The following is a 25,665-nucleotide window of genomic DNA, read 5'->3' on the forward strand; positions in this document are numbered from 1 at the left end:
TCCAGCAATTCGATTCTGGATCCATTTGGAAGGCTACGGCTCTCGAGCTTAGGCAAGTCGGACACAAAGGTCTGAACCTATCCCGCTGGTCGGTCTGTCAACTATCGCCCTGAATTCCTGACGTGCCACCGCGCATTTCTGCTTCCAGAAAGGTGGCACCACCATGTCGATCATCGCTTATGCGGGCGGTAGTTTCCAGACTGATTGATGAGAGCCCGATCGGCAATCGCATCTGGAAAATGCTGTCGATGGGCCCGAAACCTCGATCCGCGCATTTCTACATCGTTTACGCACCCGACTATGGGGAGTGATGGATGAGCATCCTTGTAAATGGCGCCTTGGCCGAGTGTCCTGGAGACCCTCGTGTTTCCCTCCTCGACTTTCTGCGGGAGAATCAGGGCTTCACCGGATCGAAGAAAGGCTGCAATCAAGGAGCATGTGGCGCCTGCACCGTGCTGGCAAATGGGGAGCGGATCCTCTCCTGTCTCGCGCTCGCCGTTCAATATGAGGGGCAGGAGATCATCACGATCGAAGGCTTGGGAACGGCCGACAATCTGCACCCGCTTCAGCAGGCCTTTGTCGAGCATGACGGTTTCCAATGCGGCTATTGCACGCCGGGACAGATATGCTCTGCAGTCGGGATGGCCGCCGAACTGCAACGCGGCGTTCCCAGTCACGTAACGCACGCGCTCGACACCGACAGCATAGGGATGACGCGCGACGAGGTTCGTGAGCGGATGAGCGGCAACCTGTGCCGCTGCGGCGCGCATAATGGCATCGTCGATGCGATCCTCGAGACGTTTGCGGAGGTCACCGAATGATCCCCTTTACCTATCATCGCGCCGCCAACGCCGACGAGGCGCTGCGACAGGCCGGTAACGGTGTCCGCTATCTTGGCGGAGGAACAAACCTCGTCGATCTCATGCGGGAAAATATCGAGCGTCCATCGACCTTGATCGATGTGACAGGTCTCGACACGGGCATAGTCGAGCAATCCGATGGCGGCATGCTGATCGGCGCTGCGGCGCGCAACACTGCGGTGGCCGAACATCGCGCCATCCGCGAACGATATCCCCTTCTTTCCCGCGCGATCGTCGCCGGAGCCAGCGCGCAGATCCGCAATATGGCGACCGTCGCCGGCAACATCCTGCAGCGCACCCGGTGCCTCTATTTCTACGACCAGGATGGCACGCAATGTAACAAGCGCATCCCAGGAAGCGGCTGCGATGCGATTGGCGGCTTCACCAGAAATCATGCGATTCTTGGCGCGTCCGATCATTGTATCGCCACCCATCCATCGGACATGTGCGTGGCCTTGGCTGCGCTAGACGCCGCTGTGCATGTGCGAGGACCCGACGGCGAAAGAAGGATTGCGTTCGCTGACATTCATCGCTTGCCCGGCGAGCGACCCGATATCGACACCAATCTGCAGCAGGGCGAACTCATCACCGCAATCGAACTGCCAGCCGTGCCATCCACTGCGCGCTCAACCTACCGCAAGGTCCGTGATCGGGCGAGCTATGCGTTCGCGCTGGTGTCCGTCGCGGCCGTCCTCGATGTGGAACAGGGGCATGTGCGGGACGTCCGGCTGGCGCTCGGCGGCGTTGCCCATAAGCCGTGGCGTGCAGCCAGAGCGGAAGCGCTTTTGCGTGGATCACCTGCAACGGTGGATGCCTTCATCAAGGCAGCCTCGGAAGAACTGTCCCATGCCCGGCCGCTCCGGGACAATGGCTTCAAGGTCGCGCTCGCGCAGCGGACGATGGTCGCTGTACTCACGCAGTTGATGGAGGACATGGCATGAGCCTGATCGATAGCGGCAAGGCGTTGGCGCAAGGCCTGATGCAGGGCGCGATGGCGAAGGTAGTGGCGCTCGCGCCAGATAGTTGGATGCCGGGAGGCGAACCCGATCCGCTCATCCGTCACCAGCATGGTCATGTCGGCAAGCCCGTCTCGCGCATCGACGGGCCACTCAAGGTGACGGGGGCTGCTCCTTTTGCGGCGGAGTTTCCTCTGGAAAACATGGTCTATGCCGCCATCGTCTACAGCAGGATCGCGAAAGGCCGCATCACCTCGCTCAATGTCGAAAGGGCTGAGAGCGCGCCCGGCGTCCTGCTCGTGATGACCTATCGTAACGCGCCAAGACTAAAGCCTGCCCCCCTGTTCATGAGTGATCCCAAGGCCGCTGCGGGCGACAGCATTCCCGTCCTGCAGGATGAGAAGATCTACTGGAACGGTCAGCCTATCGCCATCATACTTGCTGACACGCAGGAGCAAGCGGACCATGCCGCTGGCCTGATCGATGTGGCCTATGCGGCCGAGCCGGCGGAGACCGACTTCCACGCGGCGATCGCCAGGGGTACCACCCAATCGCAGTTCATGGGCCAGCCGCTGCATGACGAGGTGGGCGATGCGCAGGCAGCGTTCGAAAAGGCCGCCGTCAAGATCGACGCGGCCTATTCGACGCCGCGCCACAATCATAATCCTATCGAACTTCATGCCGTCACGCTTTCGTGGGAGGGCGACACACTCCGCATCCATGACGCGCAGCAGGCTGTCGCGCATTCGGCCTGGACGCTGGGGCAGGTGTTAGATCTACCCGCGGACAAGGTCGTCATCACATCGCCTTATGTCGGCGGCGGTTTCGGCAGTAAGACGCTGTGGCAGCATCAGATCATTGCGGCCGCAGCCGCGAAGCTTGTCGAGCGACCTGTCCGATTGATGCTGACCCGAGAAGGTGTCTACCGCACGGTTGGTGGTCGTTCGCCGACCGAGCAGCAGGTTGCTCTGGGCGCGACCGCCGAGGGCAAGCTCACCGCACTCATCCATCGCGGTGTGACGGCCAAGACATCGCACAATGTCATGCCCGAACCATTCATCCTCCCGACGCGCAGCGCATACGCCGCGGAGAATATCCTGCTGGACGTCCAGCATGTCGAGATCGACATGACCAGTAACACATTCATGCGCGCGCCGGGCGAAGCGGTGGGCACCTTCGCGCTTGAATGCGCGATGGACGAACTGGCCGAGAAGCTCGGTATCGATCCCATCGAGCTCCGCTTGCGCAACGAGCCGGAGAAGGACCCGATATCCGGCCTGCCCTTTTCAGCGCGGCATATTGATCAGGCATGGCGCGACGGGGCCGAGCGCTTCGGGTGGAGCGCACGCAACCCTCTGCCGCGCATGCACCAGGAAGGCGAATGGCTGATCGGCATGGGATGCGCCACCGCTACCTATCCCTATTACCGGATGCCCGGCGGCGCAGCCCGCATCACCCTGTCTCGCGCCGGCCATGCGACGATCGACATCGCCGCGCACGAAATGGGCATGGGTACGGCTACGGCGCAGACACAGGTGGCAGCTGAACGACTGGGCCTGCCGATGTCACACGTCCAATTCAACTATGGCGACTCAACCTTGCCTGGGCTGGTCCTTGCAGGCGGATCGCAGCAGACTGCATCGATCGGCGCCTCGGTGATTGCGGCCTACAATAAGCTGGTTGCGCAACTGCTGGCTCTGGCAGGAAATGACTCGCCTTTGGCTGGGCTGAAACAGGCAGAGGTGGGAAGTCGGGATGGCGGCCTAGCCAGCCTGGACGATCCATCGCGGTATGAAAGCTACACGTCGATCCTCTCGCGCGCCCAGCGCGACGCCGTCGTCATCGAAGCCGAGCCGCCCATGCCGCTCGAGACCATGCACTGGTCGATGCACAGCCACGGCGCCATGTTCTGCGAAGTGCGGGTCAACATGATTACGGGTGAACCGTGCATATCTCGCTTCCTGGGATCGTTCGACTGCGGCCGCATCCTCAATCCCAAGACGGCGGCGAGTCAGTTCAGGGGGGGCATCATCATGGGCCTGGGCCTCGCGCTGATGGAAGAAGCACAGTTCGACGAGCGGAGCGGACGGATCATGAACCCCAGCCTCGCTGAATATCATATGCCCGTGCATATGGACGTTCCCGAAATCGATGTCATCTGGACCGACATACCCGATCCCCACACACCCATGGGCGCGCGCGGCGTCGGCGAAATTGGCATCACCGGTACGGGGGCGGCGGTCGCCAACGCGATCTACAATGCGACTGGGAAACGCGTGCGTGATTTGCCGATCACGCTCGACAAATTGATTTAGGATATCAATTGATGGCAACGCCGGCTGTGATGACGGCAAATGGGACTTTCCCGAATTTCGGCTTCGGAGAAACCGAACCAGCAAAGCGGCCATTCACTAACCTGTAGAAGCCTCATGCTGAAAGGCGGCAACGCGCCCATGCATGCCGTTCAATTGGAAAAGTGTCGCGCCTACGAGCTGTCGGTCCGGTTATGGCCGAGACTGGGACTTTGCTGCCGTTCGCAAGCGATGGATCGGAGGACAGCTCTTGTCAGAACCCGATATTCATCGATCGTTTGGCCGGCAGGATGACAAGGGGCCGACAATCCGCAGGGGTTCGCAGCCGGTGGCAACCGGCAAACGGACCGTCGTCGACCCCATAAGCTATATAGTAAAACGATCCGACACTAGGAGGCCGAAAAAGGTCAGCATCGACTTCTCGTGCCGCGCCGCCCTGAAAGCGGTCATGCCGATCAGCCCGGTGGGCAATCGCTCGATTATGATGATAGCAATGGCCGCCGCCCATTAGGCCGAGCCGAGCGGCGAGAGGAGGCCATGGACCAGCGAATCGCCGAACAGGATGAGCACGACCATCATCGCCACCGGCGCAGTTCGAGGTACTGCTTCCTCCCCGCGAACCACTGGCCGCGAGTATCGTTGTCACGGTTGCAAGGAGAGAGCGATGGCGCAGGATTCAGCTTGGGTGGCAGTCTCGGAGTTTGTGCGCAATCCCGGCATGGTCGGCTCGGCCGTCCCGGCGAGCGCGCGCATGGTTCGCCGCATGCTCGCCCCGCTCGACTGGCAGCGCATCAGCATTCTGGTCGAATATGGTCCGGGCACGGGGCGTTTTACCTTCGAAGCGCTGGAGCGCATGCGGCGCGATGCCGTTCTTCTGGCGATTGAGACCGGCGAAAGATTCGTCAAAACTTTGCGGCAGCGCTGCGACGATCGCCGGCTCATCGTCGTTCAAGGAACGGCGCAGGACGTCAATCGCCACCTTGCCGAGCATGGACTGGGCGAGGCCGACTGTATTTTAACGGGCTTGCCCTTCTCGACGCTCGAGCCGGGCGACGCCGAGGCGATCATGCGCGAGACGGTGCGGGCCATGTCGCCGTGCGGCACGCTGGCGGCCTACCAGATGCGCACCGCCATCCGTCCGCTGCTGAGGCGTCATTTCGCGAGCCTGCGCGAAAGCTACGAATGGAGGAACATCCCGCCCTGCCATCTTTATTGGGCGACAGGAAAGCGGCAGTGATCGGTAATGGCATCAAGCGAGATCGCGGCATGACGAGGCAATGCCAGCATGATCGACGCGCGGTTGCTGTTCTGTCTCATCGGACGGCACCGGCCGCCGATAATCTCGGTCAGCCGGCGCAAGCGGGGCGGCGACCTTTCGGCGCTGTGCGACTGGTGCGGCACACCAATCGAGCGCTCGCGCAGCGGACGCTGGCTAGCGCTCGGCCCGATCTACGAAGAGGGTGGTCCCGCGTCCTGACGCGAAATTTGCGCGTCGTTCGGCAAGCTCAGGTGCGTTCCGTCTCTGCAGCAATCGGAATAGCGTACCATGTCCGGCGACCGTTCGAATCATCAGCATGGGCCGCGAACCGCCCATAGGCTCGAGCCGGTAGCGATCGTGATCGGCATGGTCTTCGAGCCATGCGCGAGCCCACGTCGTCGCGGCCAGTTCGCCCTCGAGATCCTCGCTCGTCGTCGCCACCGAGCGGTCGTCATCGCGCAGCAGTCGGTACCTCATGAGAACACATTACCTCTATTTGGATTGAAATCGCCCGGTAAATTGGTCTTGCTGGCGTTCGGTTCCCCGGCTGAGCACAGCGCCTGAGCAAATCTGCGCGCGCCGCAAAAATTTTTTGGCCGCACTATCTTGAAAGCCGCGCGACCAAAATTAGCTCACGGGTACCGGACGCCAAACCGGGTCCGGTTGGACACATGAGAGCGCCGGCTCTTGGTTACTGGCGCATCTCATGCCCGAATTGCTTCATTTGGAGGATTTGGAGATGAGACCGAACTTTGACTTTACGCCCTATCGCCGTTCGACGGTCGGCTTCGATCGTTTGTTCAACCTGCTCGAAGCGGGTGCGCGGGAGGAAGATGGCTATCCGCCCTTCGACATCCAGAGGATCGACGACGACAATTTCCGCGTCACCATCGCGGTCGCCGGCTTCAAGCCCGAGGATATCGAGATCGTCGCGCACCAGAACCTGCTCTCGGTCACCGGCAAGCGTGCCGATGACGCCGACAAGGGCGAATACCTGCATCGCGGTATCGCGGCCCGGGCGTTCGAGCGGCGCTTCCAGCTTGCCGATTTCATCGAGGTCGGGAATGCGAACTTCGAGCACGGCCTCCTGTCGATCGAGCTGACTCGTGTCGTGCCCGAGGCGATGAAGCCGCGCCGCATCGAGATCTTCGGCGCCGCTTCCAACGACAAGCGACTGGGCGAAGTGAAGGAAAAGGCGGCCGAGCCGGCCTGATCCCGCGCCCATCGGCCTGCCGGCGCCGCCTTCCGATACCCCCCGCACGCGGCGTCCGGCAGGTTCAGCCTTTCATCCAGCCAGAAAAGGAGATGTCATCATGGCTATTCGTGATCTCATTCCCTGGAGCCGGCAGGAAAACCGGCTGCCCGTTCCGGTCAGCGCCGAGCGGGAAAGGGAAACCCATCCGCTTCAGTTGCTTCACCGCGACGTGAACCGTCTCTTCGACGATGTCTTTCGCAACTTCGGCATGCCCGCCTTCGCCGGCTTCGACCGCATGTCAGGATGGCCGCACCTTGAGCTGGGCGAGACCGACAAGGAGATTCGGGTAACGGCGGAACTGCCGGGCCTCGACGAGAAGGACGTGGAGATCTTCGTCGAGGACGGCGCCTTGACCTTGCGTGGCGAAAAGAAGTCCGAAGTCGAGGACAAGGATCGCGGCTACTCGGAGCGCAGCTATGGCCGCTTCGAGCGCCGCATCGGCCTGCCTAGGGGCATCGAACGCGACAAGGTCGCAGCCACCTTCAAAAACGGCGTGCTGACGGTCACGCTGCCGAGGACAGAGGCGGCGGAGCAGCACATCCGCCGGGTTCCCGTCAATGGCTGCGCCCGCTGACGGCAGGGCCCGGACTTTCGAGTCCGGGCCTTCGGCTAACGACAACCAGGCGGTTGCCCTGGCGGGTGCGACCTCGTTCCCGCTCGGTGCTCAGGCGATCATCGAGCCGCTGGCCTTAGCGACAAGTGGCGGCCGACGCCGCCAAAATCGATGGCGGGTCAGGTTTGCGCCGCGCTGGGGCCCGGTTGCCGACCCGCTGACGGGTTGGACCGGCGGAGGCGATCCCCTCGCGACGATCGAGCTGCGCTTTCCTGACCGCGCCTCGGCCGAGCGATATTGCCAAAGGCAGGGTCTTGACTTCGAATGCCGGACGGAGCCGTCGCTAGGCCAAATCCGTCTTGCTATCCCCGATGCCTTGGGGCCCGTGCTTTGCTGCTGGCCCACCGGCCCGCATGCTCTGTGCTGCGGCAATTTCCCTTGCGCCAGCATGGCCGCCAATGAGGAGGTTGATCGCAAATCTGCATAGGTAGAGGCGCACTTCAGGTGGGCGAGGACTGCTCGCCAGAGCATGCAGCGTGCGATGGACGCTCGTGTCGATGCCATGCCTCGTCGAGGGCGGTGAGCACCCGGTCGATAACCGCCGCGTTGCTCGCCGCCTTGGGCAGTTCGCGCACCGCGAAATGCGCAAGCGGGCAAGGTCCCCCTTCGGCAAGCGCAGCTCGATCTGCTTGGTGGTCAGTTTGTTCGGCTCGATGCCTTCGGCTGCACGGCCACAAGCCAGCATGTGATCGAGAAGTCTCTTGCGATGGGCGAAGGTCAAGCCCAGCGCTCGCAGCTCGTGCGGCGAGATCGACAGGAGCGCCATCGCGAATTCCATGATGTGGCTGAAGGGCAGGCGTACCGGCACGTCGTCCGGCTTCGGCTTGCGCCACCCCTTGAGCAGACTGCGCGTCACCGGATATCGATGACGCCATCGACCGCGCGCCACTCGGTAGGGCGGATCATCCCCTCATGGGAAATGCACATCGAGTGGAGCGGGGCCTCGATCTCGCGTCGCCAATGCTCGAGAAACGCGAACAGCCTTGGAAAGTCGGGCGCGAGATCGTACTCCTGCCAAACGAACAACTGCAGCAGCGAGGGCGCATCGGGACGGTAGTAGTGGATTTGTGCCGTCGTCAGCCGATGGCCCTTTAGCTGCACGATAAAATCCCGGCGGCTCATGGCGAAGCGCGGGGACCTTCCGCGGGCTTGTCGATCGCATGCATGGCGGCAAGGATGTCATCGATCGGCACCGCGCGCCTGGCGCCGGGCGGCTTGCGCAGGCCGGGATGGTCGCGCACCGCGGAACGGTCGGACGCCCAGGATGCCAGAATGGCGCGCTTCACTTCGGGCTCCAGGCTCGGATTGTGCGCAACGTCGAAGGGATGAAGATAGCGGGAAAATGGCTGCGACATGGCTCTGCCTCCTTCCTTTGGTGTCGCTCCTTTCTCATCTGCGGGCGCAGCGCCCACTCGGCAAATTTTGGAACGCCGGCGATTCGCGTCAAGAGGGAAATTGACCCAACAACAACTCGATAAGTCGGCACCTGGCACTCGATGCCTGCGAGTGCCAAAAATTTTCGCGCACCATCTTGACGCAAAAAATGAGCTTTCCTAATTCCGCGTCACCTGACGTTCGAATGAACGCCGGGCCTATCACATCTCAGTTTTGCATCTGGAGGTTATGCATGCATTTCCGCCCCTTGCACGACCGTGTGGTCGTCCGCCGCATCGAAGCCGAGGAGATGACCTCGGGCGGCATCATCATCCCCGACACCGCCAAGGAAAAGCCGCAGGAAGGCGAAGTCGTCACCGTTGGTCCGGGAGCGCGCGACGAAGCCGGAAAGCTCGTCGAGCTATCAGTCCAGGCCGGCGACCGCGTCCTTTTCGGCAAATGGTCGGGGACCGAGGTCAAGATCGATGGCGAGGATCTGCTCATCATGAAGGAGAACGATATCCTCGGCGTGATCGAGCCCAAGGCAGAGCTCAAGCAGGCGGCGTGAGGCTGGCCTGTCCCCTCAACACCCAGGAATGAATTCGAAGAAAGGAGACGAGGCAATGGCTGCCAAGGAAGTGAAGTTTGCGTCGGACGCGCGTGATCGCATGCTGCGCGGCGTGGATACGCTTGCCAACGCAGTGAAGGTGACCCTGGGTCCGAAGGGCCGCAACGTGGTCATCGAGAAGTCGTTTGGCGCGCCGCGCATCACGAAGGACGGCGTTACCGTCGCCAAGGAGATCGAACTCAAGGACAAGTTCGAGAACATGGGCGCGCAGATGCTGCGCGAGGTCGCGTCGAAGCAGAACGACAAGGCCGGCGACGGCACCACCACCGCGACCGTGCTCGCCCAGGCGATCGTGCGCGAGGGTTCCAAGGCTGTCTCGGCAGGTATGAACCCGATGGACCTCAAGCGCGGCATCGACCTCGCCGTCGGCGCCGTGGTCAAGGACCTTGAAGCCCATGCGCGCAAGGTCCGCGCCAATAGCGAGATCGCCCAGGTCGCGACCATCTCCGCGAACGGCGACGAGGAAGTCGGCCGCATTCTCGCCGAGGCGATGGAGAAGGTCGGCAACGAGGGCGTGATCACCGTCGAGGAAGCCAAGAGCCTTGCGACCGAGCTCGAGACCGTCGAGGGCATGCAGTTCGACCGCGGCTATCTCTCGCCCTATTTCGTAACCAACGCCGAGAAGCTCAAGGTCGAGCTTGAGGATCCCTACATCCTTATCCACGAGAAGAAGCTGTCGAACCTCCAGGCGCTGATCCCGCTGCTCGAGCAGGTGGTGCAGTCGGGCCGGCCGCTTCTGATCATCGCCGAGGATGTCGAGGGCGAAGCGCTGGCGACGCTCGTCGTCAACAAGCTGCGCGGCGGCCTCAAGGTCGCGGCGGTCAAGGCGCCGGGCTTCGGCGATCGCCGCAAGGCGATGCTGGAAGACATCGCGGTACTCACGGCCGGCAACGTCGTCAGCGAGGAACTCGGCACCAAGCTCGAGAACGTCACGATCGCCATGCTCGGCCGCGCCAAGAAGGTCATCATCGATAAGGACAACACCACCGTCGTCGATGGCGCCGGCGCGCGTTCGGACATCGACGCTCGCGTCACGCAGATCAGGGCGCAGATCGAGACAACGACCAGCGACTACGACCGCGAGAAGCTTCAGGAGCGCGTGGCCAAGCTCGCCGGCGGCGTCGCGGTGATCCGCGTCGGCGGCGCAACCGAGGTCGAGGTCAAGGAGAAGAAGGACCGCGTCGACGACGCGCTCCACGCCACCCGCGCCGCGGTCGAGGAGGGCATCCTGCCGGGCGGCGGCATTGCGCTCCTGCGCGCGCTCAAGGCGCTCGAGGGCATCAAGGCCGCGAACGACGACCAGCAGTCAGGTATCGACATTGTCCGCCGGGCGCTGCGCGCGCCGGCACGGCAGATTGCTGACAACGCCGGCGAGGATGGTGCATTCATCGTCGGCAAACTTCTGGAGAGCGAAGACTACAACTGGGGCTTTAACGCCGCCACCGGCCAATATGAAGATCTGGTTGGCTCCGGCGTGATCGATCCCGCCAAGGTGGTCCGCACCGCGCTCCAAGACGCAGCTTCGGTGGCCTCGCTGCTGATCACGACCGAGGCGCTCGTCGCCGAAGCGCCCAAGGATGACAAGGGCGCCAGGGCCACGATGCCGGAAATGGAGTACTGACAGACGAAGGGCCCGGCTGCGGCCGGGCCCCATCATCGAACATGAGGAACTCGACGATGAACGACCACTATCTGCGCTACCTCGAGCGCGAACATGCGCGTCTCGAAGCCGAAATCCGCGAAGAGGAGAAGCGTCTCCATCCGCGCCATTTCCTGATCGGCCGGCTCAAGAAACTGAAGCTGGCGGTCAAGGACCAGATGGCGGCCTGCTCGGGTCACGCGGAAGAGCGCGAAGCCGCTTGAGCGAGAGTCCGATGCGGACGATCCGCGCAAGTGCCCGCCGCTTACCGGCAGCGAGCTTTTGCCGGAAACCCGATGGCGCCCATCTGCGTTCCATGGTCGTCCGCCCCGTTCGCGGAAGCTCGCGAGGATGGACAGGGGAGCCTCGAGCCAGCCGCCGGGGCTCCTTTCTCTGTCAGCAACAATCTATGGGACAGGCCAAGGAACCTGGCGATGCACTGGCGCGTAACGAAACGGCTGCCTGCAGCTGGCGAGAGTGGCCGGCGACACACTATCGTCCAGATGGAAAGGGGCGAGGAAATCGATTTCATCCTGGATAGTGGTCTTGCCGTCACGCGCCGCACCGATGGCTCATTCCTGATCGATGAAACGGGAGAAGTCCTCCAGCCGATCGATGCCTGACCCTTTCTCGAAACGCATGAAACGTCACGGCACCTGCGAATCGCGGGAGGATTTCCGATAGCGCGCGTCTGGTGGCAGCTGCTCGTCCGGCTGAAGCGCGATCTTGACCTCGCGCGTAGCTTGCCCCCGCTGGAGGGTGACCCGCACGTTGGCGCCGACCTCGAAGTCGTCCAGTCGCGCGAGGAGCGCGCCGATAGTGCCTACTGGTTTAGACGAAACGATAGCGCAAGATCGGGTTGCATCAAACGAGCGCACAGCCAATGATCGAGTGGCGCAAACGAACGATGGCCCAACAGACCCTGAGCTGATCCGCTTCCTGCGCGAGGAACTGGGCGGAGACGTCTCACCCGACGAAACAGTTTGAGAGCATGCCGGTCCTATCTGGTTGTGGCGCGGGGAAGGCAAGGATGGCCAGCCGTCATTTCTGACGATCGACGGCTACGTCGCGGAAGCCATCCGTGTAGCATCGTCTGGTCACTCAGCGGCTTGGGGATCAGTCTATGTAGAGGCTGCCATCAGCAAAACTTGTTGGCGCACATCGGTTTTTCCGAGCAAGGCCCGCCAAGGCTACATGCTACCCATCAAGGCGAGCGTGAGAAAAGCAGAAAAGCTGGCCGAAGGCGACTTGATCACGGTACGCATTACCCTATCCAAGGGACCATCACGCTAGAAATGAGCGCTCGACCTGAGGGAAGTTGGTCGCGAGCCGCTGGAAAAACGGAAGATCTGCGCCTGAGGAGCCGAACTCTGTCTCTGAAGGTATAATTTGGGTCGGCGGTAGACGCCGATTTCAATCTTAGCTTCAGTATCAAGGACGGAGAGCAGGGAAGAAAAATGCTCAGTCCGCTGTGATTTTAGGAGATTGCAGCGAGTCTAAAGCGAATTTACCATCCAGAGCATGGCGGCCGTTCGAGGGCAATCGATTGGGCCCGCCTGGGAGAGTTCGTCACGATGATTGACCGCGCTAAGATATTGGTGATCGACGATAGCATAGAGATGCGAAACGTCCTGTGCCGGCTTCTGCGGAAAGATTCCCGCTTCGAAGTTGTCGAAGAAGGAGTAGATTGCGTACATGGTGTTGCTATGGCGCGCGATTACGCCCCCGACATCGCTATTCTTGATTGCCCTCCCCCTTTGAAGAATGAGCTGCACTACGCAACGCAATTGAGACAGGTTACTCCCTCCATCTACATCGCGATGTTCACTCTGCAGCGTAGCAAAACCACAATTGCCAGCGCCCTGAGTGCAGGCTGCAAAGCGTATTTCTCAAAAATTGAAGGGCCGTCGGTTTGGCAGCAGGCGATGGACCATGCCCTCAAAGGCGAACCCTTCTTTTCAGGAGAAGCGAGCGAGTTCCTGGTCGAGCGCGTGCTGGACGAAAGCGTAATCCCGCTGCGGCGGCTTACCCCACGACAGCGTCAGATTGTTCAGCAGATCGCTGAAGGGCGGCGAAACACGGAAATCGCTGAAGTTTTGGGCATGAGCGTCAAAACCGTGGAGGCACATCGCCTGGAAGCGATGAAACGCCTCGACTTACGAAATGTGGCAGACCTTGTTCGATATGCGATTCGCAATTGCATCATTGAACCATGATCAACGCTAGCTCACCGAAATTCCGCCCCTCAGGGCAGTAGAAAGCTGAGTGTAGAACGCTTCCTGGACATGTAGCAGTTAAGGGATCAGCCGCCGTCGCTGCAGCTCACCTACCAGGCACAGGTTCTCCCGGCAGCAATCATCATTGATGGCCAAGATCCTGAACTTGCGTGAGGCACCGAACGTGTCGGAGACAAAGTCCATCGACCAGCGCGAACCCGGAACCAGCGGCACGGGCATCGGTGTGCGGCTGCCACGCGCCCGTTTGCGCCCACGACGGCGGCGAACCGACAATCCTTCCTCACGATACAGCCGGTAGAGCTTCTTGTGGTTCATAGTCATCCCCTGGCGTTCCAGCATGATGCCGATCCGGCGATAGCCAAAGCGACGGCGCTGGCCTGCGACCTCACGCATCGCAGTCCGGATGGCTCCGTGGTCCGGCGGGCGTTCGCGCCGGACCATTTTGGGATCGACACCGATCAGGACGCAGGCCCGGCGCTGGGAAATCGGATAGAGCCCCAGCACCTTGAGCACCGCGTCTCGCCGCAAACCTGGTGTCGTCAGACTTTTCCCAACAGATCCTTCAGGATCACATTGTCGAGCATGCTGTCGGCCAGCAATCGCTTGAGCTTGCCGTTCTCCTCCTCAAGCTGGCGGAGCCGGCGGGCATCGGACACTTCCATCCCGCCGTACTTGCCCTTCAGCTTGTAAAACGTCGCCGTGCTCAGCCCATGCTTCCGACAAATCTCGACCGTCGGTAGCCCGGACTCCTGCTCCTTGATCATCCCGATGATCTGCGCCTCAGTAAAACGGCGCTTCCTCATGCGTCTGCTCCTTCTCGTGGACAGACTCTACATCAGAATGAGGGATCTTTCGGGGGGCAGGTCAGTCTGCATCATGTCACCGGGAATAATCATCTTCGACACGGCCCTAATGGATCATGCTTCCAGAGTACGGCAATTGGGATATGTCCGATAGTTACCGCAATTTATCGGATTATCATCTCCCTTTGCAATTCATTGATCTCACATGAGCGCTTGGAACCTACAATCCGCTGAAAGAAGCGAAAAAATCCCATCGGGTGGCAGCGAAGGATCGGGATAGTCAGTCAGTTTTTGCGGAGATTGTTCGAGTATGTGCACCTATCGGCGCGTATCTGTTTCTCCGCCACAAAATTGCTTTAACCGTGACGGAAATGCCTCTTCCATGGCTCTTGGCAACGAGAGAGGAGAGAAACTACGGAACGCGACGCGCTTGCCAGATGGGTAGCACGGGAAATTCTGCCCCATGAACGTGACCTGCGGAGCTGGTTGCGGCGGCGTGTGCTTGCGGCGGCCGATGTGGAGGATATCGTGCAGGAATGCTATTGCCGTCTGGCCCAGCTGCCCGATGTCGCGCATGTTGCCGTGCCGCGCGCCTATCTTTTCACGATGGCGCGACACATATTGCAACGACAGGTGGAGCGGGCGCGGGTGGTTCGCATCGAGACTGCGTCCGGCATTGATGGTTGGGAAGAGGAAGGTGATCCTCTGACGCCCGAGCGCTTCGCGCAGGGACGCCAGGAATTGGCCAGGGTACAGGCGGCGCTGGCACAGCTGTCCGACCGTGCCCGCCGGATCTTCATCATGCGCAGGGTCGAGGGCTTGAGCCAGAAGATGATTGCCCAGACGCTGGGCATCAGCGAAACCATTGTCGAGAATGAGGCGAGCCGCGGCTTGAGAACCATTCTTCGCACATTGACCGAGCCCGAACAGGAACAGCCTTCGAGCAGCGGAGGTGTCCGTGCGCGAAAGCATTGACGAGGCAGCTGCCAACTGGGCCATGCGCCATCCCTTGGATGCGCATCAACAGGCCGCTCTTGACGCATGGCTCGCACAGGACCGGCTCCATGCCGGGGCGCTGCTGCGTGCGCAGGCTGCCCTGGCCCTGGCGGAGGAAGCGCTTGTTGCCGACGCCGGGCCGGAGCACGGCTCCCATTGGACGCGGCGTCGATGGATGGCGGCCGGGGTCGGTGGTGCCATGGCGGCGGCGATCGCGGGCATGGTCGGGTTTTCGCGCTGGACGGGGGAGCATATCGCGACCGAGCGCGGTGAAATTCGGCGTCTTCCGCTCGAAGATGGTTCGGTCGCAACGATCGACAGTGGTAGCGACCTGCGGGTTGCCCTCGACGAGGAAAGCCGACGCGTCACGCTGGCAAGAGGTCAGGCCTGGTTTCAGGTTGCAAAGGACCGACGGCGTCCCTTCATCGTCGATGCCGGCATTGCGCAGGCAAGGGCGATCGGCACGGCCTTTTCCGTCAGTCGGACCGAAAATGGCGTGCAGATTGCCGTGACCGAGGGGATCGTGGCAACCTGGGCCCGTAACGGGGCAGGGGCCATGACCATCCTCAGGGCCGGGGATTTTGCGACCTTCGAGCGGGGCGCGCTGGTTCCCGCCACTGGCAATTCACCGCAGGCGATAGAGAGGTCGCTCGCCTGGCGAGCGGGTGAAATCGCGCTCGAAGGGGACACATTGTCTGACGCCATTGCCCGGTTCAATCGCTACAACAAGCAGCAATTGGTGCTGTCCGACCCAAGCCTTGCCAATGAGAAGCTGGTCGGCCTGTTCCGGATCGATAATCCGGCAGGTTTTGCGCGGACCCTGGCCATTTCCCTCGATATTTCGGTAAGTATGACAGCCGAGGAAATTCGCCTTTCGCGAAAAAAGATCGCAGGCAGCTGACGGAAAACCGACCCGCCCGTCTCTTGATGGTCGAGAGCGCACCAGAAAACAGGGCGCCAGACAGGGGAGGATGTATGAGAGCTTCGCGCGCCTATTTTATGTTGGCTTCAGCCAGCCTGGCCTGGAGCATGGCTTCGCCTGCAGAGGCGGCGGCCCAGGTCCGGCGATTCGATATCCCCGCGCAACCGGCGCGCACCGGCATCCCGCTCTTTGCCAGACAGGCGGGTATCGAAATATTGGTGTCGGCCCCCACAGCTGAGGGTGTCACCATTTCCGGCATCAAAGGGGCAATGGATGTGTCGCAGGCGCTTCAGCGCCTGCTTGCAGGCACGGATCTCGTCATGGTCAGGGTCGGCAGCGCCATCGTGCTCAAGCGAGGCAAGGTCGGTCCGACCCCGGCAGCCGCTTTCACCATGATGCCGGCCGGTGAGCCCAATCCACAGGGGAGTGAAGCGGCGGGCGCTGCACCAGATGACATAGTCTCTTCCGACAATCAGGCGGCGCAGGACATCATCGTCACCGGCATTCGCGGCTCGTTGCAGCAGTCGATCAATGTGAAGCGCCGCGCCAGCAACATCGTCGATGTCATCACGGCGCAGGATATCGGCAAGCTGCCTGACCAGAATGTCGCTGAATCCATGAGCCGCATCACCGGCGTCCAGATCACGCGGCGCGAAGGCGATGGCTCGAACTTCACCGTCCGCGGCATTTCCCAGAACCGCCTGGAAATCAACGGCCGCACCTTCCTGGGGCCGGGTGCAGGTGGCAGTGCGTCGCTAGAATCGATCAGTCCGGAAATCATCGGCAGCATCGTCGTCTCGAAGTCTCCCACCGCCGACATGCCCGAAGGGGCGCTTGGCGCCACCGTGAACCTCAAGACCAAGCGTCCGCTCGACCTTGACGACCTTGTCATCAGCGGGCGGCTTCAGGGTGCCTATACCGACCAGGCCGATCATCTTGGCTACCGAGGCTCAGCCCTCATCTCGAAGAATTTCGACGATCGCTTCGGCGTCCTTGCCAGCATCGCCTATTCCAACACCCATACCCAGGGACAGTCATTCGATTCCGGCGGCTGGACCCGTACTGATGCCATCGACGGCGATGGTGACGGCGTCGACGACCCCGGCCTGTTCCGGCCGAATCGTTTCATGGCGCGCATCTATGATCGGCGGGAGCAGCGCCTGACGCTCAACAGTTCGCTGCAGTTTCGTCCTGCCGACAATTGGGAGATCATTCTCGACGGCACCTATTCGCGGCTGAAACGGGAACGCAACAGCGCCAATTACCAGATTCTCTTCAATAATAATGACGTCGATGCTGTTGCTGACGAACATGGCACCGTCGTCAGCGGCACCTTCACCGGCGTGACGCTGCGGCCGCTCATCTATGACGAGCCGACCGAGTTCCGATCCACCAATCTTGGTTTCTCGACCAAATATGACGGTGATGTCGTGAAGATGTCGGCGGACGCTTCCTACAGCAAGGGCAAGGGCACGGATGGTGGCCCTGGCGCATCCTTCACCTATGTGGTGGTCCCGCGTGCCGGCAATGTCACCAATGCGAGCTATGATTTCTCGGGGGGCGGCCCGGTGCCCAACCTTTCGCTCGACACCAATTTCGACCGTAACGATCCGGCGCAATATCAGCTGGCATCGATCTTCGATGGCGACAATATCACCAACAACAGCGGCTATGACGGCCGTGTCGATTTCGACATCCGCACCGACTGGGGCTTGCTCAGCTCGATCCAGGTTGGCTCGCGCTACGAGAAGATCAAATTTTATTCGGAATCGCCACAAAGCGTCCCCTCCGCGGCAAGCCTGCTGGCCGTTGGTGACAAGAATGGCGATGGCATCATCACCGTCGATGAGATGCCGGGGCTCAATTATGACAATAGCATGAGCAGCTTCTTTCCTGGAGCCTCGGGCGATTTCCCACGCGACTTGCTGACCGGGACCGTGGACAAGGATGTTGCACGCGATGCATTTGGCCTGCCGATCCCTCGCGCCGATACGATCCCGCTTGGCCGCGTGTCGATCCGCGACGTGGATCAGGACACGCTCGCCTTCTATGTCCGGGCCAATTTCAAGAGCGAGGTCGGATCGATACCGATCACCGGCAATGCGGGGGTGCGCTATATCAGTATCGAGCGCATATCCTCGGGCTATCTGTCGGACACACAGGCAACCGCGTCGAAATCGCGCTTCGACTATTGGTTGCCGAGCGCCAACCTCTCGCTCGAGCTGTCGCCCAGCCTCATGTTCCGCGCTGCCGCTGCCAAGGTGGTCGCGCGTCCCAGTCTTAACGATGTCGGGGTGAGCTTCATTCCATTCATCGTCGCCCGCACGGGATCGCGTGGCAATCCCGCCCTGCGGCCGTTCCAGGCAACGCAATATGATGCGACACTCGAATGGTATTTTGCACCGTCCAGTGCGCTGACGCTTGCCGGCTTCTACAAGGACGTCAGTTCCTTCACCATCAACACGACCCGGCCCGAATTCGTGCCCGGCCTGTCGACGGGGCCGGACGACCTGTTCCAGATTACCCAGCCGGTCAATGGCAAGTCGGGTACCATCAAGGGATTCGAATTGGCCTATCAGCACGCGCTGCGTTTCCTGCCGGCGCCCTTCGACAATCTCGGCATTCAGGCCAATTATACCTTCGTCGACAGCAAGACGCCGCTGGTAGACGAGGCGACCCAACGCGGCCTGCCATTGCCGGGCCTGTCGAAGCATAGCTATAATCTCATCGGCTATTATGAGGACGAATTGCTGTCCTTCCGGGTCGCCTATATCCACCGCAGCAAATATCTGCAGGGGCAGGGCAGCGCCGCATCGGGCGGCAGCTCCTATATGCAGGCCAGGGGGCAACTCGACGCTTCGGCCCAGATCAACCTCACCAAGACCGTCCGCCTGACGGCAGAGGCCATCAATCTCACCCGGTCCGTCGAACGGCAATATCTCCAGGATCCGGCGCGCCTGCTCAGTTCGCTGCGAGAGGACCGACGTTTCTTCTTCGGCGTGGCGGCGACTTTCTGATGGCTGGCAGGATCAAGGCGCTTCGCCCCATGCTCGCCGCGGCCCTTCTGCTGGCCGGCGCGGCCGACGCCAGCACGGTTGCACAAACACCGGCGGATATCGTGATATATGGCTGCACCTCGGCCGGCGTCATTGCGGCGGTCGAGGCACGGCGGCTGGGCCGGTCGGTGCTGCTCGTCTGTCGCGACGCCTATGTCGGCGGCATGACGACCAATGGCCTGGGCTGGTCCGACACCGGCAATCATCGCGCCATTGGTGGCCTCTCGCTCGAATTTTATCGGCGGGTGAAGCGTCATTATGATGATCCGGCTGCCTGGACCTTTGCCAGGCGTCCGGAGAACGCCGAGAATTTCGTCAATGACGATGCGATGTGGCAGTTCGAGCCCAAGGTGGCTGAGGGGATTTACGAGGCCTGGCTGAAGGAGGCCGGTGTTACCGTCGTTCGATCCCAGCCGATCGATCGGCGGGACGGGGCCGTGGAGGTGAAAGCCGGTCGGGTTGTCGCCTTCCGTTCCGGGACTGGTCGTCGTTTTGCCGGACATGTCTTCATTGATGCCAGCTATGAAGGCGATCTGATGGCGGGGGCAGGGGTGGGCTTTGCGGTCGGGCGCGAAGCAAATGCCACCTACGGCGAGACGTTGAACGGCGTCCAGATGGCCAACACGACCAATCATCAATTCACACTGGACGTCGATCCCTATGTCGTCCCGGGTAAGCCCGGCAGCGGCCTGTTGCCGCGGGTAACGGCAGATCCGATCGCGCCGGACGGCACGGGCGACCATCGCATACAGGCCTATACATTCCGCATGTGCCTGACCGACGTGCCAGCCAACCGCACGCCTTTTCCCAGGCCGCGCCATTATGATCCGCGCCAATATGCGTTGCTCAAACGCTATATGGATGCGGGCTATCGCGACTTTTTCCGCAAATTCGATCGCATCCCCAACGGCAAGACCGACACCAACAATTTCGGTGCCTTCTCCTTCGATGATATCGGCATGAATTACCGCTATCCCGAGGGAACCGACACCGAACGGGCTGCCATCATTCAGGAGCATGTGGACTATCAGCAGGGGCTGCTGTGGTTCATGGCAAACGATCCTGGCGTACCGGCCGAGACGCGCACCGAAATGTCGCGCTGGGGCCTGTGCAAGGATGAATTCACCGGCAATGGTAACTGGCCGCGGGAAGTTTATGTGCGCGAAGCGCGGCGCATGGTTTCGGACTTTGTCATGGCCGAACCGCATTTGCGCGGCACGAAGGCGACGCCCAGGCCGGTCGGCATGGGATCATATAATATGGACTCGCACAATGTCCGGCGGATCGTCGATGCAAGAGGCTTTGCGCGCAACGAAGGGAATATCGAGGTCAGCCCTGAACGCGCCTATCCGATCAGCTATGATGCGATCATCCCGAAGCGCCAGGAAGCGACCAACCTACTGGTCCCGGTCGCCTTGTCGGCATCGCACATTGCCTATGGCTCGATCCGAATGGAGCCCGTCTTCATGATCCTTGGCCAATCGGCCGCTGCTGCGGCATCCATCGCGATCCGGGAGGGCAGGAGCGTGCAGGATGTCGATTACGGGATGCTGAAACAGCAATTATTGTCCGAGCAGCAGATCTTGGCGCTGGAAAGATAACGGATCATCCATAGAGCGTGAGCGATAGAGCTCTGTAGGCCTATAGAACAGCAATGTTCACACGGGCCTCAGGGCCTCCCGGTTTGCATCATGAGCCCTGCAGTCGCTTTGGCACTTCCGACAACGCCCGGGATGCCCGCGCCGGGATGGGTACCTGCTCCTACCAGGAAAAGATTTTCAAATCGGTCATCACGATTATGTGCTCGAAACCAGGCGCTCTGCGTCAGCACCGGTTCTAGACTGAAAGCGCTACCGAGATGAGCGTCCAAATCCCTTTGGAAATCTTCCGGCGTATAGTGAAAGCAGATTTCGATCCGATCCTCGATATCGGGGATCAACAGGTCGCGAATGCGGCCTATGATGATTTGGCGATAGCGGTCGCCCTCCTCCGCCCAATTGACTGCCGCAGCGCCCAAATGCGGCACAGGGGCGAGCGCGTACAAGACCGATTTGCCGGCAGGAGCCACGCTTGCGTCACTGGCTCCGGGATTATGCAAATAGATTGACGGGTCCTTCGGCAAGCGCCCCCCCTTGTAAATGTCGTCCAATAAGGGACCGTAGCGATCGGAAAATAGAATCGAGTGGTGCGCGATTTTCGGAAAATTTCCTTTAATTCCCATATGTAAAACAAAAAGACTGGGAGAAAATCGCTTAGCTTCGAGTGAATGCCTTTTCCTCAATGCGTGAGAAGACCCAACGATCATTTTATAGGTGCTGACAACATCCGCGTTGGAGGCGATCTGATCTGCATGAATGCGACGTCCAGCCTGCGTGACCACGCCAGTTACGCGACGCCCTTCATGTAAAATTTCCCGTACCGGTTCATTCAGCATGAGCGCTCCGCCCAATCGCTCAAAAAGCGCCACCATCCCATCGACGAGTGCGTTTGTGCCGCCAGTCGTCCACCATATTCCTCCCTCCCGCTCCAAGTGGTGGATAAGGGCGTAGATGCCACTCGTGCTCATCGGATTGCCCCCGACCAGCAAAGTGTGGAATGACAGGGCCTGGCGTAGCTTTTCGTTCCCCACGAAGCTCGATAAGATTGCATAGACAGACCGCCATGCTTTGTGCCGGGCAAGGGCGGGTGCCGCTTTCAACATGCTCTTGAAATCAAGAAATGGGACTGCACCCAGCTTTACGTAGCCCTCCTGGTAAACTGACCGCGCATAGTCCAGAAACCGGTGGTAGCCTTCGATGTCTTTCGCATCGAGCTTGGCAATCTCTTTTTCCAACAGCGCGTCATCATTGGAATAATCGAACTGTGTGCCATCGTTCCAGACAAGCCTATAAAAGGGGCTCACCGGCTTGAGGGTCACATCCTCATCCATTCGATTGCCTGAAAGCATCCATAATTCTTCCAGGCAGGCCGGATCGGTAATCACGGTCGGACCGGCGTCGAATATGTAACCTTCTCTTTCCCAGCGATAGGCTCGCCCGCCTGGGCGATCGCGTGCCTCGATGAGCGTCGTGCCGATACCGGCACTTTGCAAGCGGATTGCAAGCGCAAGTCCCCCAAAGCCTGATCCGATGACGATTGCAGAAGGCTTTGATGACATCATGTATCGCCTTGGTTTGAGGAATGCTGGTTCAAGGCATCGCTATGGAATTGGTGGAGTGCCACAACCTGTCCAAAGGGGAGTATGGTATTCAAAGCCAAAAACTGAAAATATGTCAGATAGATAGGATGAGGCGATGATCAGCGCACCAGACGATAGAGAAGATCAGGCTTTTTCTCCTGAGCCCAGACGGGTGCTGTTGGCCAATCCGCGTGGCTTTTGCGCTGGCGTACGACGTGCGATTGCAGCCGTTGAGGACGCGCTGCATGTCCATGGTGCTCCTGTCTATGTGCGCCATGCGATCGTGCACAACCGAAGGGTGCTAAAGCAGCTTGAGGAATTAGGCGCCGTTTTTGTTGAGGATGTGAGCGAAATCCCTCAAGGCGCAGTCACGATATTGTCCGCGCATGGAAGTGCAGCCGCCGTGAAAGCGCAGGCGGATAAACGTGGTTTGCGCGTCGTGGATGCCATTTGCCCTTTGGTCGCAAAAATTCATTCCGAGGTCGCTCAATGGAATTCGCAAGGCCGCCACGTCTTGCTCGTCGGCCATGCGGACCATCCCGAGATAATCGGAACCACTGGACAATTGCCCCCTGACGCCATTTCGATAGTAGCGGATCTGGCCAGTGTCAGCGCCCTCCCCCTGCCAGATGAAACGCCAGTAGCTTACGCCGTCCAGACGACCTTTTCAGTCGCCGATTCAGCTCGATTGATCGAGGCGATAGAGGCTCGATTCTCCAATTGCGTCGGTCCGCGTTCAAGCGACATCTGCTATGCAACCACAAACCGGCAATCTGCTGTGACGCAAATAGCGCCGCGTTGCGATATCATGTTGATTGTTGGAGATCCCACATCTTCGAATGCGCGCCGACTGGTCGAAGCGGCGCTGGCGGCTGATTGTCCGCAGGCGTTTCTGATCGAAGATGCTGAAGATTTGGCTCATATTCCACTGGCGAAAGCCTCTACAATAGGGTTGAGCGCAGCCGCATCCGCCCCGGACGAGGCGATTGAAGAAATATGTTCCTGGCTTGATGGCCTTGGCTTCTTGCGCGAGGAAATGGCTGGACCGGAAGAATCAATCCGATTTCGACCCATTTCAGTGGTAACGACCGAGCAAGCCCCTCCGCATCTGCCCAAGATTCTGGCTGATGATCGTGCAGCAGTCGACACGGTGCTGATGGATGCGATCGGTGACTGCCCCACACGCAATATTCGTCTCGCCGACGCGATGCGCTACGCTGCTACGGCAGGAGGAAAGCGTTTTAGAGCCGCTCTTGCCCTGGCTGTGGCTGAAATGTTGGGGGGTGACCGGGGTTCGGCACTGCGTGTCGCTGCGGCAATTGAGTGCGTACATGCTCAGTCCCTCGTCCACGACGATTTGCCCTGCATGGACGATGACGATCTTCGGCGAGGACGACCTACCGTTCATCGTCGGTTCGACGAGGCCACAGCGGTCCTGGCGGGCGATGCTCTGCTGGCACTGGCCTTTGAAATTCTCTCTGATCCGCGCACCCATGCCGATGCGGCCGTGCGCAGCGAACTTGTTCTGGGCCTTGCGAAATGCATCGGTCAGGATGGACTTGCCGGCGGTCAGATGATGGATCTGTATCCCGAAGCAGACCTTTCACGAGAAGGGCTCATCGATTGCCTCAATCGGAAAACTGGCGCACTTGTGCGGTTCGCAGTGGAAGCAGGCATGTTGCTGGGCCGAAGCAATGCGCAAACGCGCAGCGCGTTAAAGTCCTATGCTACCGACCTCGGCCTTCTTTTCCAGCTCAGGGACGACCTCCTCGATTCTGAGGGCGATGCAGCCATTGTCGGAAAGGCCGTAAACAAGGACAAAGATAAAAGCCGGGAGACCGGCGTCACGGTCCTGGGAGCAGAAACTACAGCTCTTGAAGTGGAAGCGCTCCTGCGCGCATGCGATAGCGCTCTGGAGCCGTTTGGCATAAGCGCTGCCCGATTGAGGACTTTGGCCCGGTTCGCTGCGCGGCGCGACCTCTAGAGGCCAGCTTCTATCGCAATCCGGATTGCCTCTGCCACCGACCGCACTTCCAAAGTTCGAAGAACGGCAGCGCGGTGCATCTTCACCGTCCGCTCGGTAACCCCCAGCTCGAACGCGATTTGTTTGTTTAGGCGCCCTTGGGCAAGCGCCTCGATTATTTGACGCTGACGGCCACTAAGATTTTCAATTCGCATGCGTGCCTGCTGATGGCGGCTGACCGGCCGATCGTCGATGGCCATCTGAGAACCCAGAAAGAATTCCAGTTCGCCTTCGTCATCGAAAAGCGGCGCAACCATTACAGCGTTGCGAAAAGGGGTGCCGTTTTTACGGTAATTAATCAGCTCGACCATGACAGGTCGCACCTGGGCTACAGCGTCGCGCAACATCTCCGTCTGCTCGGCCTCGGTTCCGGCACCGCGCAGGAACCGGCAGTTTCGGCCTATGACCTCTTCTTGGGAGTAGCCCGTCAACTCAACAAAGGCAGGATTGCAGGCCACGATAGGATTGTCGGCGCGCCGAGGATCGCTGACCACGGCCGCTACCTGGCTGTTGCAAATCAGAGAATTGGGATCCGATATTCTGGTCACTGCAACTCCTTCCCATTTGGTCATATCGCAGAGCCCTGTTCAGTTGACTAGCATGCCCTCTTCGCATCGCTTGCAAGGGGCAGGCGGCCAGATATTCGAGAGCTGTCATGAATTTCGTTACTGCCGGGTTCGTCCCTATCGATGAGGATAGCTCGAAAAGCGGTCCAGAGCCTCTCTCAGCTCCCCAAGAAGTTCACCATGCTATCCGAACGCTTCTGCGATGGACGGGCGACGATCCTGATCGTGAAGGCCTTCGAGATACGCCTGCGCGCGTGACGCGTGCATGGAAAGAATATTGCAACGGATATGAGATCGATCCAGCCACCTATCTTTCTCGCACGTTCGATGAGGTAGGAGGATATGATGAAATAGTCCTCTTGCGTGACATCCCTTTCCAGTCCCACTGTGAGCATCATCTTGCGCCAATCACGGGAACCGCCTCGATAGCCTACCTTCCCAAGGACAGGGTCGTGGGCATATCCAAGTTGGCCCGTGTTCTGAACGGATATGCCCGGCGCCTCCAGGTCCAGGAGCGCCTTACCGCTCAAATTGCGGACTGTATCTGGAACAATCTCAAGCCCCATGGGGTCGCTGTCATCATCAAGGCAAGTCATGGTTGCATGACCGGCCGCGGTGTACGTACCCATGGCGTAACGATGATGACCAGCAAGATGCTCGGCTGCTTCCGCGATGATCCCACAAGCCGTAGGGAGATCATGACACTCATGCAGTCTCAATAAAATGCCTCGCATTGGCATCATCGGGGCTGGCATTGCAGGATTGGCCTGCGCAGGACGGCTGCGTCATTGCGGTGAAATCATGCTCGTCGACAAGGGGCATCGTCCCGGTGGCAGGCTCACAACGGTCGCAATTGGATCATCATCATGGGATTTGGGAGCGCCTTGGTTCACGGCAAGGGATCCCAGATTCCGAACTGAAGTCGGGCGTTGGCGAAAGGCTGGCTGGGTTGCGCGTTGGAGCGACGGCCCAGGGAATGCGATGGTAGG

The 25,665-nt window shown here is 60.3% G+C and carries 24 protein-coding genes and 3 pseudogenes; 21 read left to right on the forward strand and 6 right to left on the reverse strand.

Going from position 1 to position 25,665, the window contains the following annotated elements:
* The first annotated feature begins 314 nt into the window (after positions 1-314).
* From CG471_RS12610 to CG471_RS12645, 8 genes and pseudogenes are all read left to right on the forward strand, one after another.
* Positions 315-821 carry a 2Fe-2S iron-sulfur cluster-binding protein gene (locus CG471_RS12610; RefSeq protein WP_004209671.1) on the forward strand — a complete coding sequence of 169 codons (507 nt, stop codon included), beginning with the start codon at positions 315-317 and terminating at the stop codon, positions 819-821.
* Complete coding sequence (locus CG471_RS12615; RefSeq protein ID WP_004209670.1) at positions 818-1,801, forward strand: xanthine dehydrogenase family protein subunit M; 984 nt, start codon at positions 818-820, stop codon at positions 1,799-1,801. Before CG471_RS12610 ends, CG471_RS12615 begins: the two co-directional genes overlap by 4 nt.
* Entirely contained in the window at positions 1,798-4,131 is a 2,334-nt protein-coding gene (locus CG471_RS12620) for a xanthine dehydrogenase family protein molybdopterin-binding subunit (RefSeq protein ID WP_004209669.1), read from the forward strand. The genes CG471_RS12615 and CG471_RS12620 overlap by 4 nt, the downstream gene beginning before the upstream one ends.
* Positions 4,132-4,792: 661 nt before the next feature.
* Positions 4,793-5,365 (forward strand): class I SAM-dependent methyltransferase, encoded by a 573-nt coding sequence (locus CG471_RS12625; RefSeq protein WP_004209667.1) that lies wholly within the window; start codon positions 4,793-4,795, stop codon positions 5,363-5,365.
* Between the two features lie 48 nt (positions 5,366-5,413).
* Positions 5,414-5,605, forward strand: a complete 192-nt coding sequence (locus CG471_RS12630; RefSeq protein ID WP_004209666.1) for a hypothetical protein — start codon at positions 5,414-5,416, stop codon at positions 5,603-5,605.
* 520 nt (positions 5,606-6,125) lie between these two features.
* The gene (locus tag CG471_RS12635) at positions 6,126-6,599 is read left to right on the forward strand and encodes an Hsp20 family protein (RefSeq protein ID WP_004209664.1); all 474 of its coding nucleotides are present in this window, start codon (positions 6,126-6,128) and stop codon (positions 6,597-6,599) included.
* Between the two features lie 100 nt (positions 6,600-6,699).
* Positions 6,700-7,215, forward strand: coding sequence for an Hsp20/alpha crystallin family protein (locus tag CG471_RS12640; RefSeq protein WP_004209663.1), 516 nt, complete (start codon positions 6,700-6,702; stop codon positions 7,213-7,215).
* Positions 7,199-7,519: pseudogene (locus CG471_RS12645) on the forward strand (NADH dehydrogenase ubiquinone Fe-S protein 4); the annotation flags it as partial. The gene CG471_RS12640 and the pseudogene CG471_RS12645, both read left to right, overlap by 17 nt.
* 18 nt (positions 7,520-7,537) lie before the next feature.
* Here CG471_RS12645 and CG471_RS12650 read toward each other — a convergent pair.
* The 3 genes from CG471_RS12650 to CG471_RS12660 are packed head-to-tail and all read right to left on the reverse strand — an operon-like array spanning position 7,538 to position 8,609.
* The gene (locus CG471_RS12650) at positions 7,538-8,110 is read right to left on the reverse strand and encodes a hypothetical protein (RefSeq protein WP_037490812.1); all 573 of its coding nucleotides are present in this window, start codon (positions 8,108-8,110) and stop codon (positions 7,538-7,540) included.
* Positions 8,107-8,376 (reverse strand): usg protein, encoded by a 270-nt coding sequence (locus CG471_RS12655; RefSeq protein ID WP_004209662.1) that lies wholly within the window; start codon positions 8,374-8,376, stop codon positions 8,107-8,109. Before CG471_RS12655 ends, CG471_RS12650 begins: the two co-directional genes overlap by 4 nt.
* Entirely contained in the window at positions 8,373-8,609 is a 237-nt protein-coding gene (locus CG471_RS12660) for a hypothetical protein (protein ID WP_004209661.1), read from the reverse strand. The genes CG471_RS12655 and CG471_RS12660 overlap by 4 nt, the downstream gene beginning before the upstream one ends.
* 272 nt (positions 8,610-8,881) lie before the next feature.
* Between CG471_RS12660 and groES the strand changes: the two genes are divergently transcribed.
* The 6 genes from groES (at position 8,882) to CG471_RS12690 (ending at position 13,111) form a co-directional block, all read left to right on the forward strand.
* Positions 8,882-9,196, forward strand: a complete 315-nt coding sequence (gene groES / locus CG471_RS12665) for a co-chaperone GroES (protein ID WP_004209660.1) — start codon at positions 8,882-8,884, stop codon at positions 9,194-9,196.
* Between the two features lie 55 nt (positions 9,197-9,251).
* Positions 9,252-10,877 (forward strand): chaperonin GroEL, encoded by a 1,626-nt coding sequence (gene groL / locus CG471_RS12670; protein WP_004209659.1) that lies wholly within the window; start codon positions 9,252-9,254, stop codon positions 10,875-10,877.
* Between the two features lie 56 nt (positions 10,878-10,933).
* The gene (locus tag CG471_RS12675) at positions 10,934-11,119 is read left to right on the forward strand and encodes a YdcH family protein (protein WP_004209658.1); all 186 of its coding nucleotides are present in this window, start codon (positions 10,934-10,936) and stop codon (positions 11,117-11,119) included.
* Between the two features lie 210 nt (positions 11,120-11,329).
* Positions 11,330-11,518, forward strand: coding sequence for a hypothetical protein (locus CG471_RS12680; protein ID WP_004209657.1), 189 nt, complete (start codon positions 11,330-11,332; stop codon positions 11,516-11,518).
* 385 nt (positions 11,519-11,903) lie between these two features.
* A complete protein-coding gene (locus CG471_RS12685; protein WP_234415665.1) occupies positions 11,904-12,188 on the forward strand; it encodes a DUF1905 domain-containing protein in 285 nt (94 codons plus the stop codon).
* Positions 12,189-12,469: 281 nt separating this feature from the next.
* On the forward strand, positions 12,470-13,111 hold the full coding sequence (locus tag CG471_RS12690) for a response regulator transcription factor (protein ID WP_004209656.1): 642 nt from the start codon (positions 12,470-12,472) through the stop codon (positions 13,109-13,111).
* A 105-nt stretch (positions 13,112-13,216) separates the two neighbouring features.
* On the opposite strand, the pseudogene CG471_RS12695 reads toward CG471_RS12690, so the two are convergent.
* A pseudogene (locus CG471_RS12695) lies at positions 13,217-13,935 on the reverse strand (transposase); the annotation flags it as partial.
* 516 nt (positions 13,936-14,451) lie between these two features.
* Between CG471_RS12695 and CG471_RS12700 the strand changes: the two are divergent.
* The 4 genes from CG471_RS12700 to CG471_RS12715 all read left to right on the forward strand — a co-directional run bounded on the left by CG471_RS12700 (position 14,452) and on the right by CG471_RS12715 (position 20,510).
* Positions 14,452-14,910: an RNA polymerase sigma factor gene (locus tag CG471_RS12700; RefSeq protein ID WP_240700618.1), complete on the forward strand. Its 459-nt coding sequence runs from the start codon at positions 14,452-14,454 to the stop codon at positions 14,908-14,910.
* A gap of 220 nt (positions 14,911-15,130) precedes the next feature.
* Entirely contained in the window at positions 15,131-15,832 is a 702-nt protein-coding gene (locus CG471_RS12705) for a FecR family protein (protein WP_257211519.1), read from the forward strand.
* Positions 15,833-15,960: 128 nt separating this feature from the next.
* Positions 15,961-18,870 (forward strand): TonB-dependent receptor, encoded by a 2,910-nt coding sequence (locus CG471_RS12710; protein WP_234415667.1) that lies wholly within the window; start codon positions 15,961-15,963, stop codon positions 18,868-18,870.
* A gap of 29 nt (positions 18,871-18,899) precedes the next feature.
* Positions 18,900-20,510 (forward strand): FAD-dependent oxidoreductase, encoded by a 1,611-nt coding sequence (locus tag CG471_RS12715; RefSeq protein ID WP_004209650.1) that lies wholly within the window; start codon positions 18,900-18,902, stop codon positions 20,508-20,510.
* Positions 20,511-20,578: 68 nt separating this feature from the next.
* On the opposite strand, the gene CG471_RS12720 is transcribed toward CG471_RS12715, so the two are convergent.
* Entirely contained in the window at positions 20,579-22,066 is a 1,488-nt protein-coding gene (locus tag CG471_RS12720; RefSeq protein ID WP_037509653.1) for a phytoene desaturase, read from the reverse strand.
* 136 nt (positions 22,067-22,202) lie between these two features.
* Here CG471_RS12720 and ispH point away from each other — a divergent pair, with 136 nt between their 5' ends.
* The gene (gene ispH, locus CG471_RS30655) at positions 22,203-24,071 is read left to right on the forward strand and encodes a 4-hydroxy-3-methylbut-2-enyl diphosphate reductase (protein ID WP_080993715.1); all 1,869 of its coding nucleotides are present in this window, start codon (positions 22,203-22,205) and stop codon (positions 24,069-24,071) included.
* Here ispH and CG471_RS12730 read toward each other — a convergent pair.
* Complete coding sequence (locus tag CG471_RS12730; RefSeq protein ID WP_048939287.1) at positions 24,068-24,682, reverse strand: PAS domain-containing protein; 615 nt, start codon at positions 24,680-24,682, stop codon at positions 24,068-24,070. The two genes, ispH and CG471_RS12730, sit on opposite strands and share 4 nt — an antisense overlap.
* Before the next feature lie 83 nt (positions 24,683-24,765).
* Between CG471_RS12730 and folE the strand changes: the two genes are divergently transcribed.
* A complete protein-coding gene (folE, locus tag CG471_RS12735; RefSeq protein ID WP_004209646.1) occupies positions 24,766-25,398 on the forward strand; it encodes a GTP cyclohydrolase I FolE in 633 nt (210 codons plus the stop codon).
* A 1-nt stretch (position 25,399) separates the two neighbouring features.
* Positions 25,400-25,588 (forward strand): annotated as a pseudogene (locus CG471_RS31785) (NAD(P)-binding protein); the annotation flags it as partial.
* Positions 25,589-25,665: the final 77 nt, after the last annotated feature.

It is taken from the genome of Sphingobium sp. IP1 (assembly GCF_002708645.1).
Classification (GTDB): domain Bacteria; phylum Pseudomonadota; class Alphaproteobacteria; order Sphingomonadales; family Sphingomonadaceae; genus Sphingobium; species Sphingobium yanoikuyae.

Excerpts from the sequence above, each read along its gene's own strand:
- CG471_RS12610 (WP_004209671.1), top strand. The coding sequence starts at position 315 with ATGAGCATCCTTGTAAATGGCGCCTTGGCCGAGTGTCCTGGAGACCCT.
- CG471_RS12615 (WP_004209670.1), top strand. The coding sequence starts at position 818 with ATGATCCCCTTTACCTATCATCGCGCCGCCAACGCCGACGAGGCGCTG.
- CG471_RS12620 (WP_004209669.1), top strand. The coding sequence starts at position 1,798 with ATGAGCCTGATCGATAGCGGCAAGGCGTTGGCGCAAGGCCTGATGCAG.
- CG471_RS12625 (WP_004209667.1), top strand. The coding sequence starts at position 4,793 with ATGGCGCAGGATTCAGCTTGGGTGGCAGTCTCGGAGTTTGTGCGCAAT.
- CG471_RS12630 (WP_004209666.1), top strand. The coding sequence starts at position 5,414 with ATGATCGACGCGCGGTTGCTGTTCTGTCTCATCGGACGGCACCGGCCG.
- CG471_RS12635 (WP_004209664.1), top strand. The coding sequence starts at position 6,126 with ATGAGACCGAACTTTGACTTTACGCCCTATCGCCGTTCGACGGTCGGC.
- CG471_RS12640 (WP_004209663.1), top strand. The coding sequence starts at position 6,700 with ATGGCTATTCGTGATCTCATTCCCTGGAGCCGGCAGGAAAACCGGCTG.
- CG471_RS12655 (WP_004209662.1), bottom strand. The coding sequence starts at position 8,376 with ATGAGCCGCCGGGATTTTATCGTGCAGCTAAAGGGCCATCGGCTGACG.
- CG471_RS12660 (WP_004209661.1), bottom strand. The coding sequence starts at position 8,609 with ATGTCGCAGCCATTTTCCCGCTATCTTCATCCCTTCGACGTTGCGCAC.
- groES (WP_004209660.1), top strand. The coding sequence starts at position 8,882 with ATGCATTTCCGCCCCTTGCACGACCGTGTGGTCGTCCGCCGCATCGAA.
- groL (WP_004209659.1), top strand. The coding sequence starts at position 9,252 with ATGGCTGCCAAGGAAGTGAAGTTTGCGTCGGACGCGCGTGATCGCATG.
- CG471_RS12675 (WP_004209658.1), top strand. The coding sequence starts at position 10,934 with ATGAACGACCACTATCTGCGCTACCTCGAGCGCGAACATGCGCGTCTC.
- CG471_RS12680 (WP_004209657.1), top strand. The coding sequence starts at position 11,330 with ATGCACTGGCGCGTAACGAAACGGCTGCCTGCAGCTGGCGAGAGTGGC.
- CG471_RS12690 (WP_004209656.1), top strand. The coding sequence starts at position 12,470 with ATGATTGACCGCGCTAAGATATTGGTGATCGACGATAGCATAGAGATG.
- CG471_RS12705 (WP_257211519.1), top strand. The coding sequence starts at position 15,131 with ATGGCGGCGGCGATCGCGGGCATGGTCGGGTTTTCGCGCTGGACGGGG.
- CG471_RS12710 (WP_234415667.1), top strand. The coding sequence starts at position 15,961 with ATGGCTTCGCCTGCAGAGGCGGCGGCCCAGGTCCGGCGATTCGATATC.
- CG471_RS12715 (WP_004209650.1), top strand. The coding sequence starts at position 18,900 with ATGCTCGCCGCGGCCCTTCTGCTGGCCGGCGCGGCCGACGCCAGCACG.
- CG471_RS12720 (WP_037509653.1), bottom strand. The coding sequence starts at position 22,066 with ATGTCATCAAAGCCTTCTGCAATCGTCATCGGATCAGGCTTTGGGGGA.
- ispH (WP_080993715.1), top strand. The coding sequence starts at position 22,203 with ATGATCAGCGCACCAGACGATAGAGAAGATCAGGCTTTTTCTCCTGAG.
- CG471_RS12730 (WP_048939287.1), bottom strand. The coding sequence starts at position 24,682 with ATGACCAAATGGGAAGGAGTTGCAGTGACCAGAATATCGGATCCCAAT.
- folE (WP_004209646.1), top strand. The coding sequence starts at position 24,766 with ATGAATTTCGTTACTGCCGGGTTCGTCCCTATCGATGAGGATAGCTCG.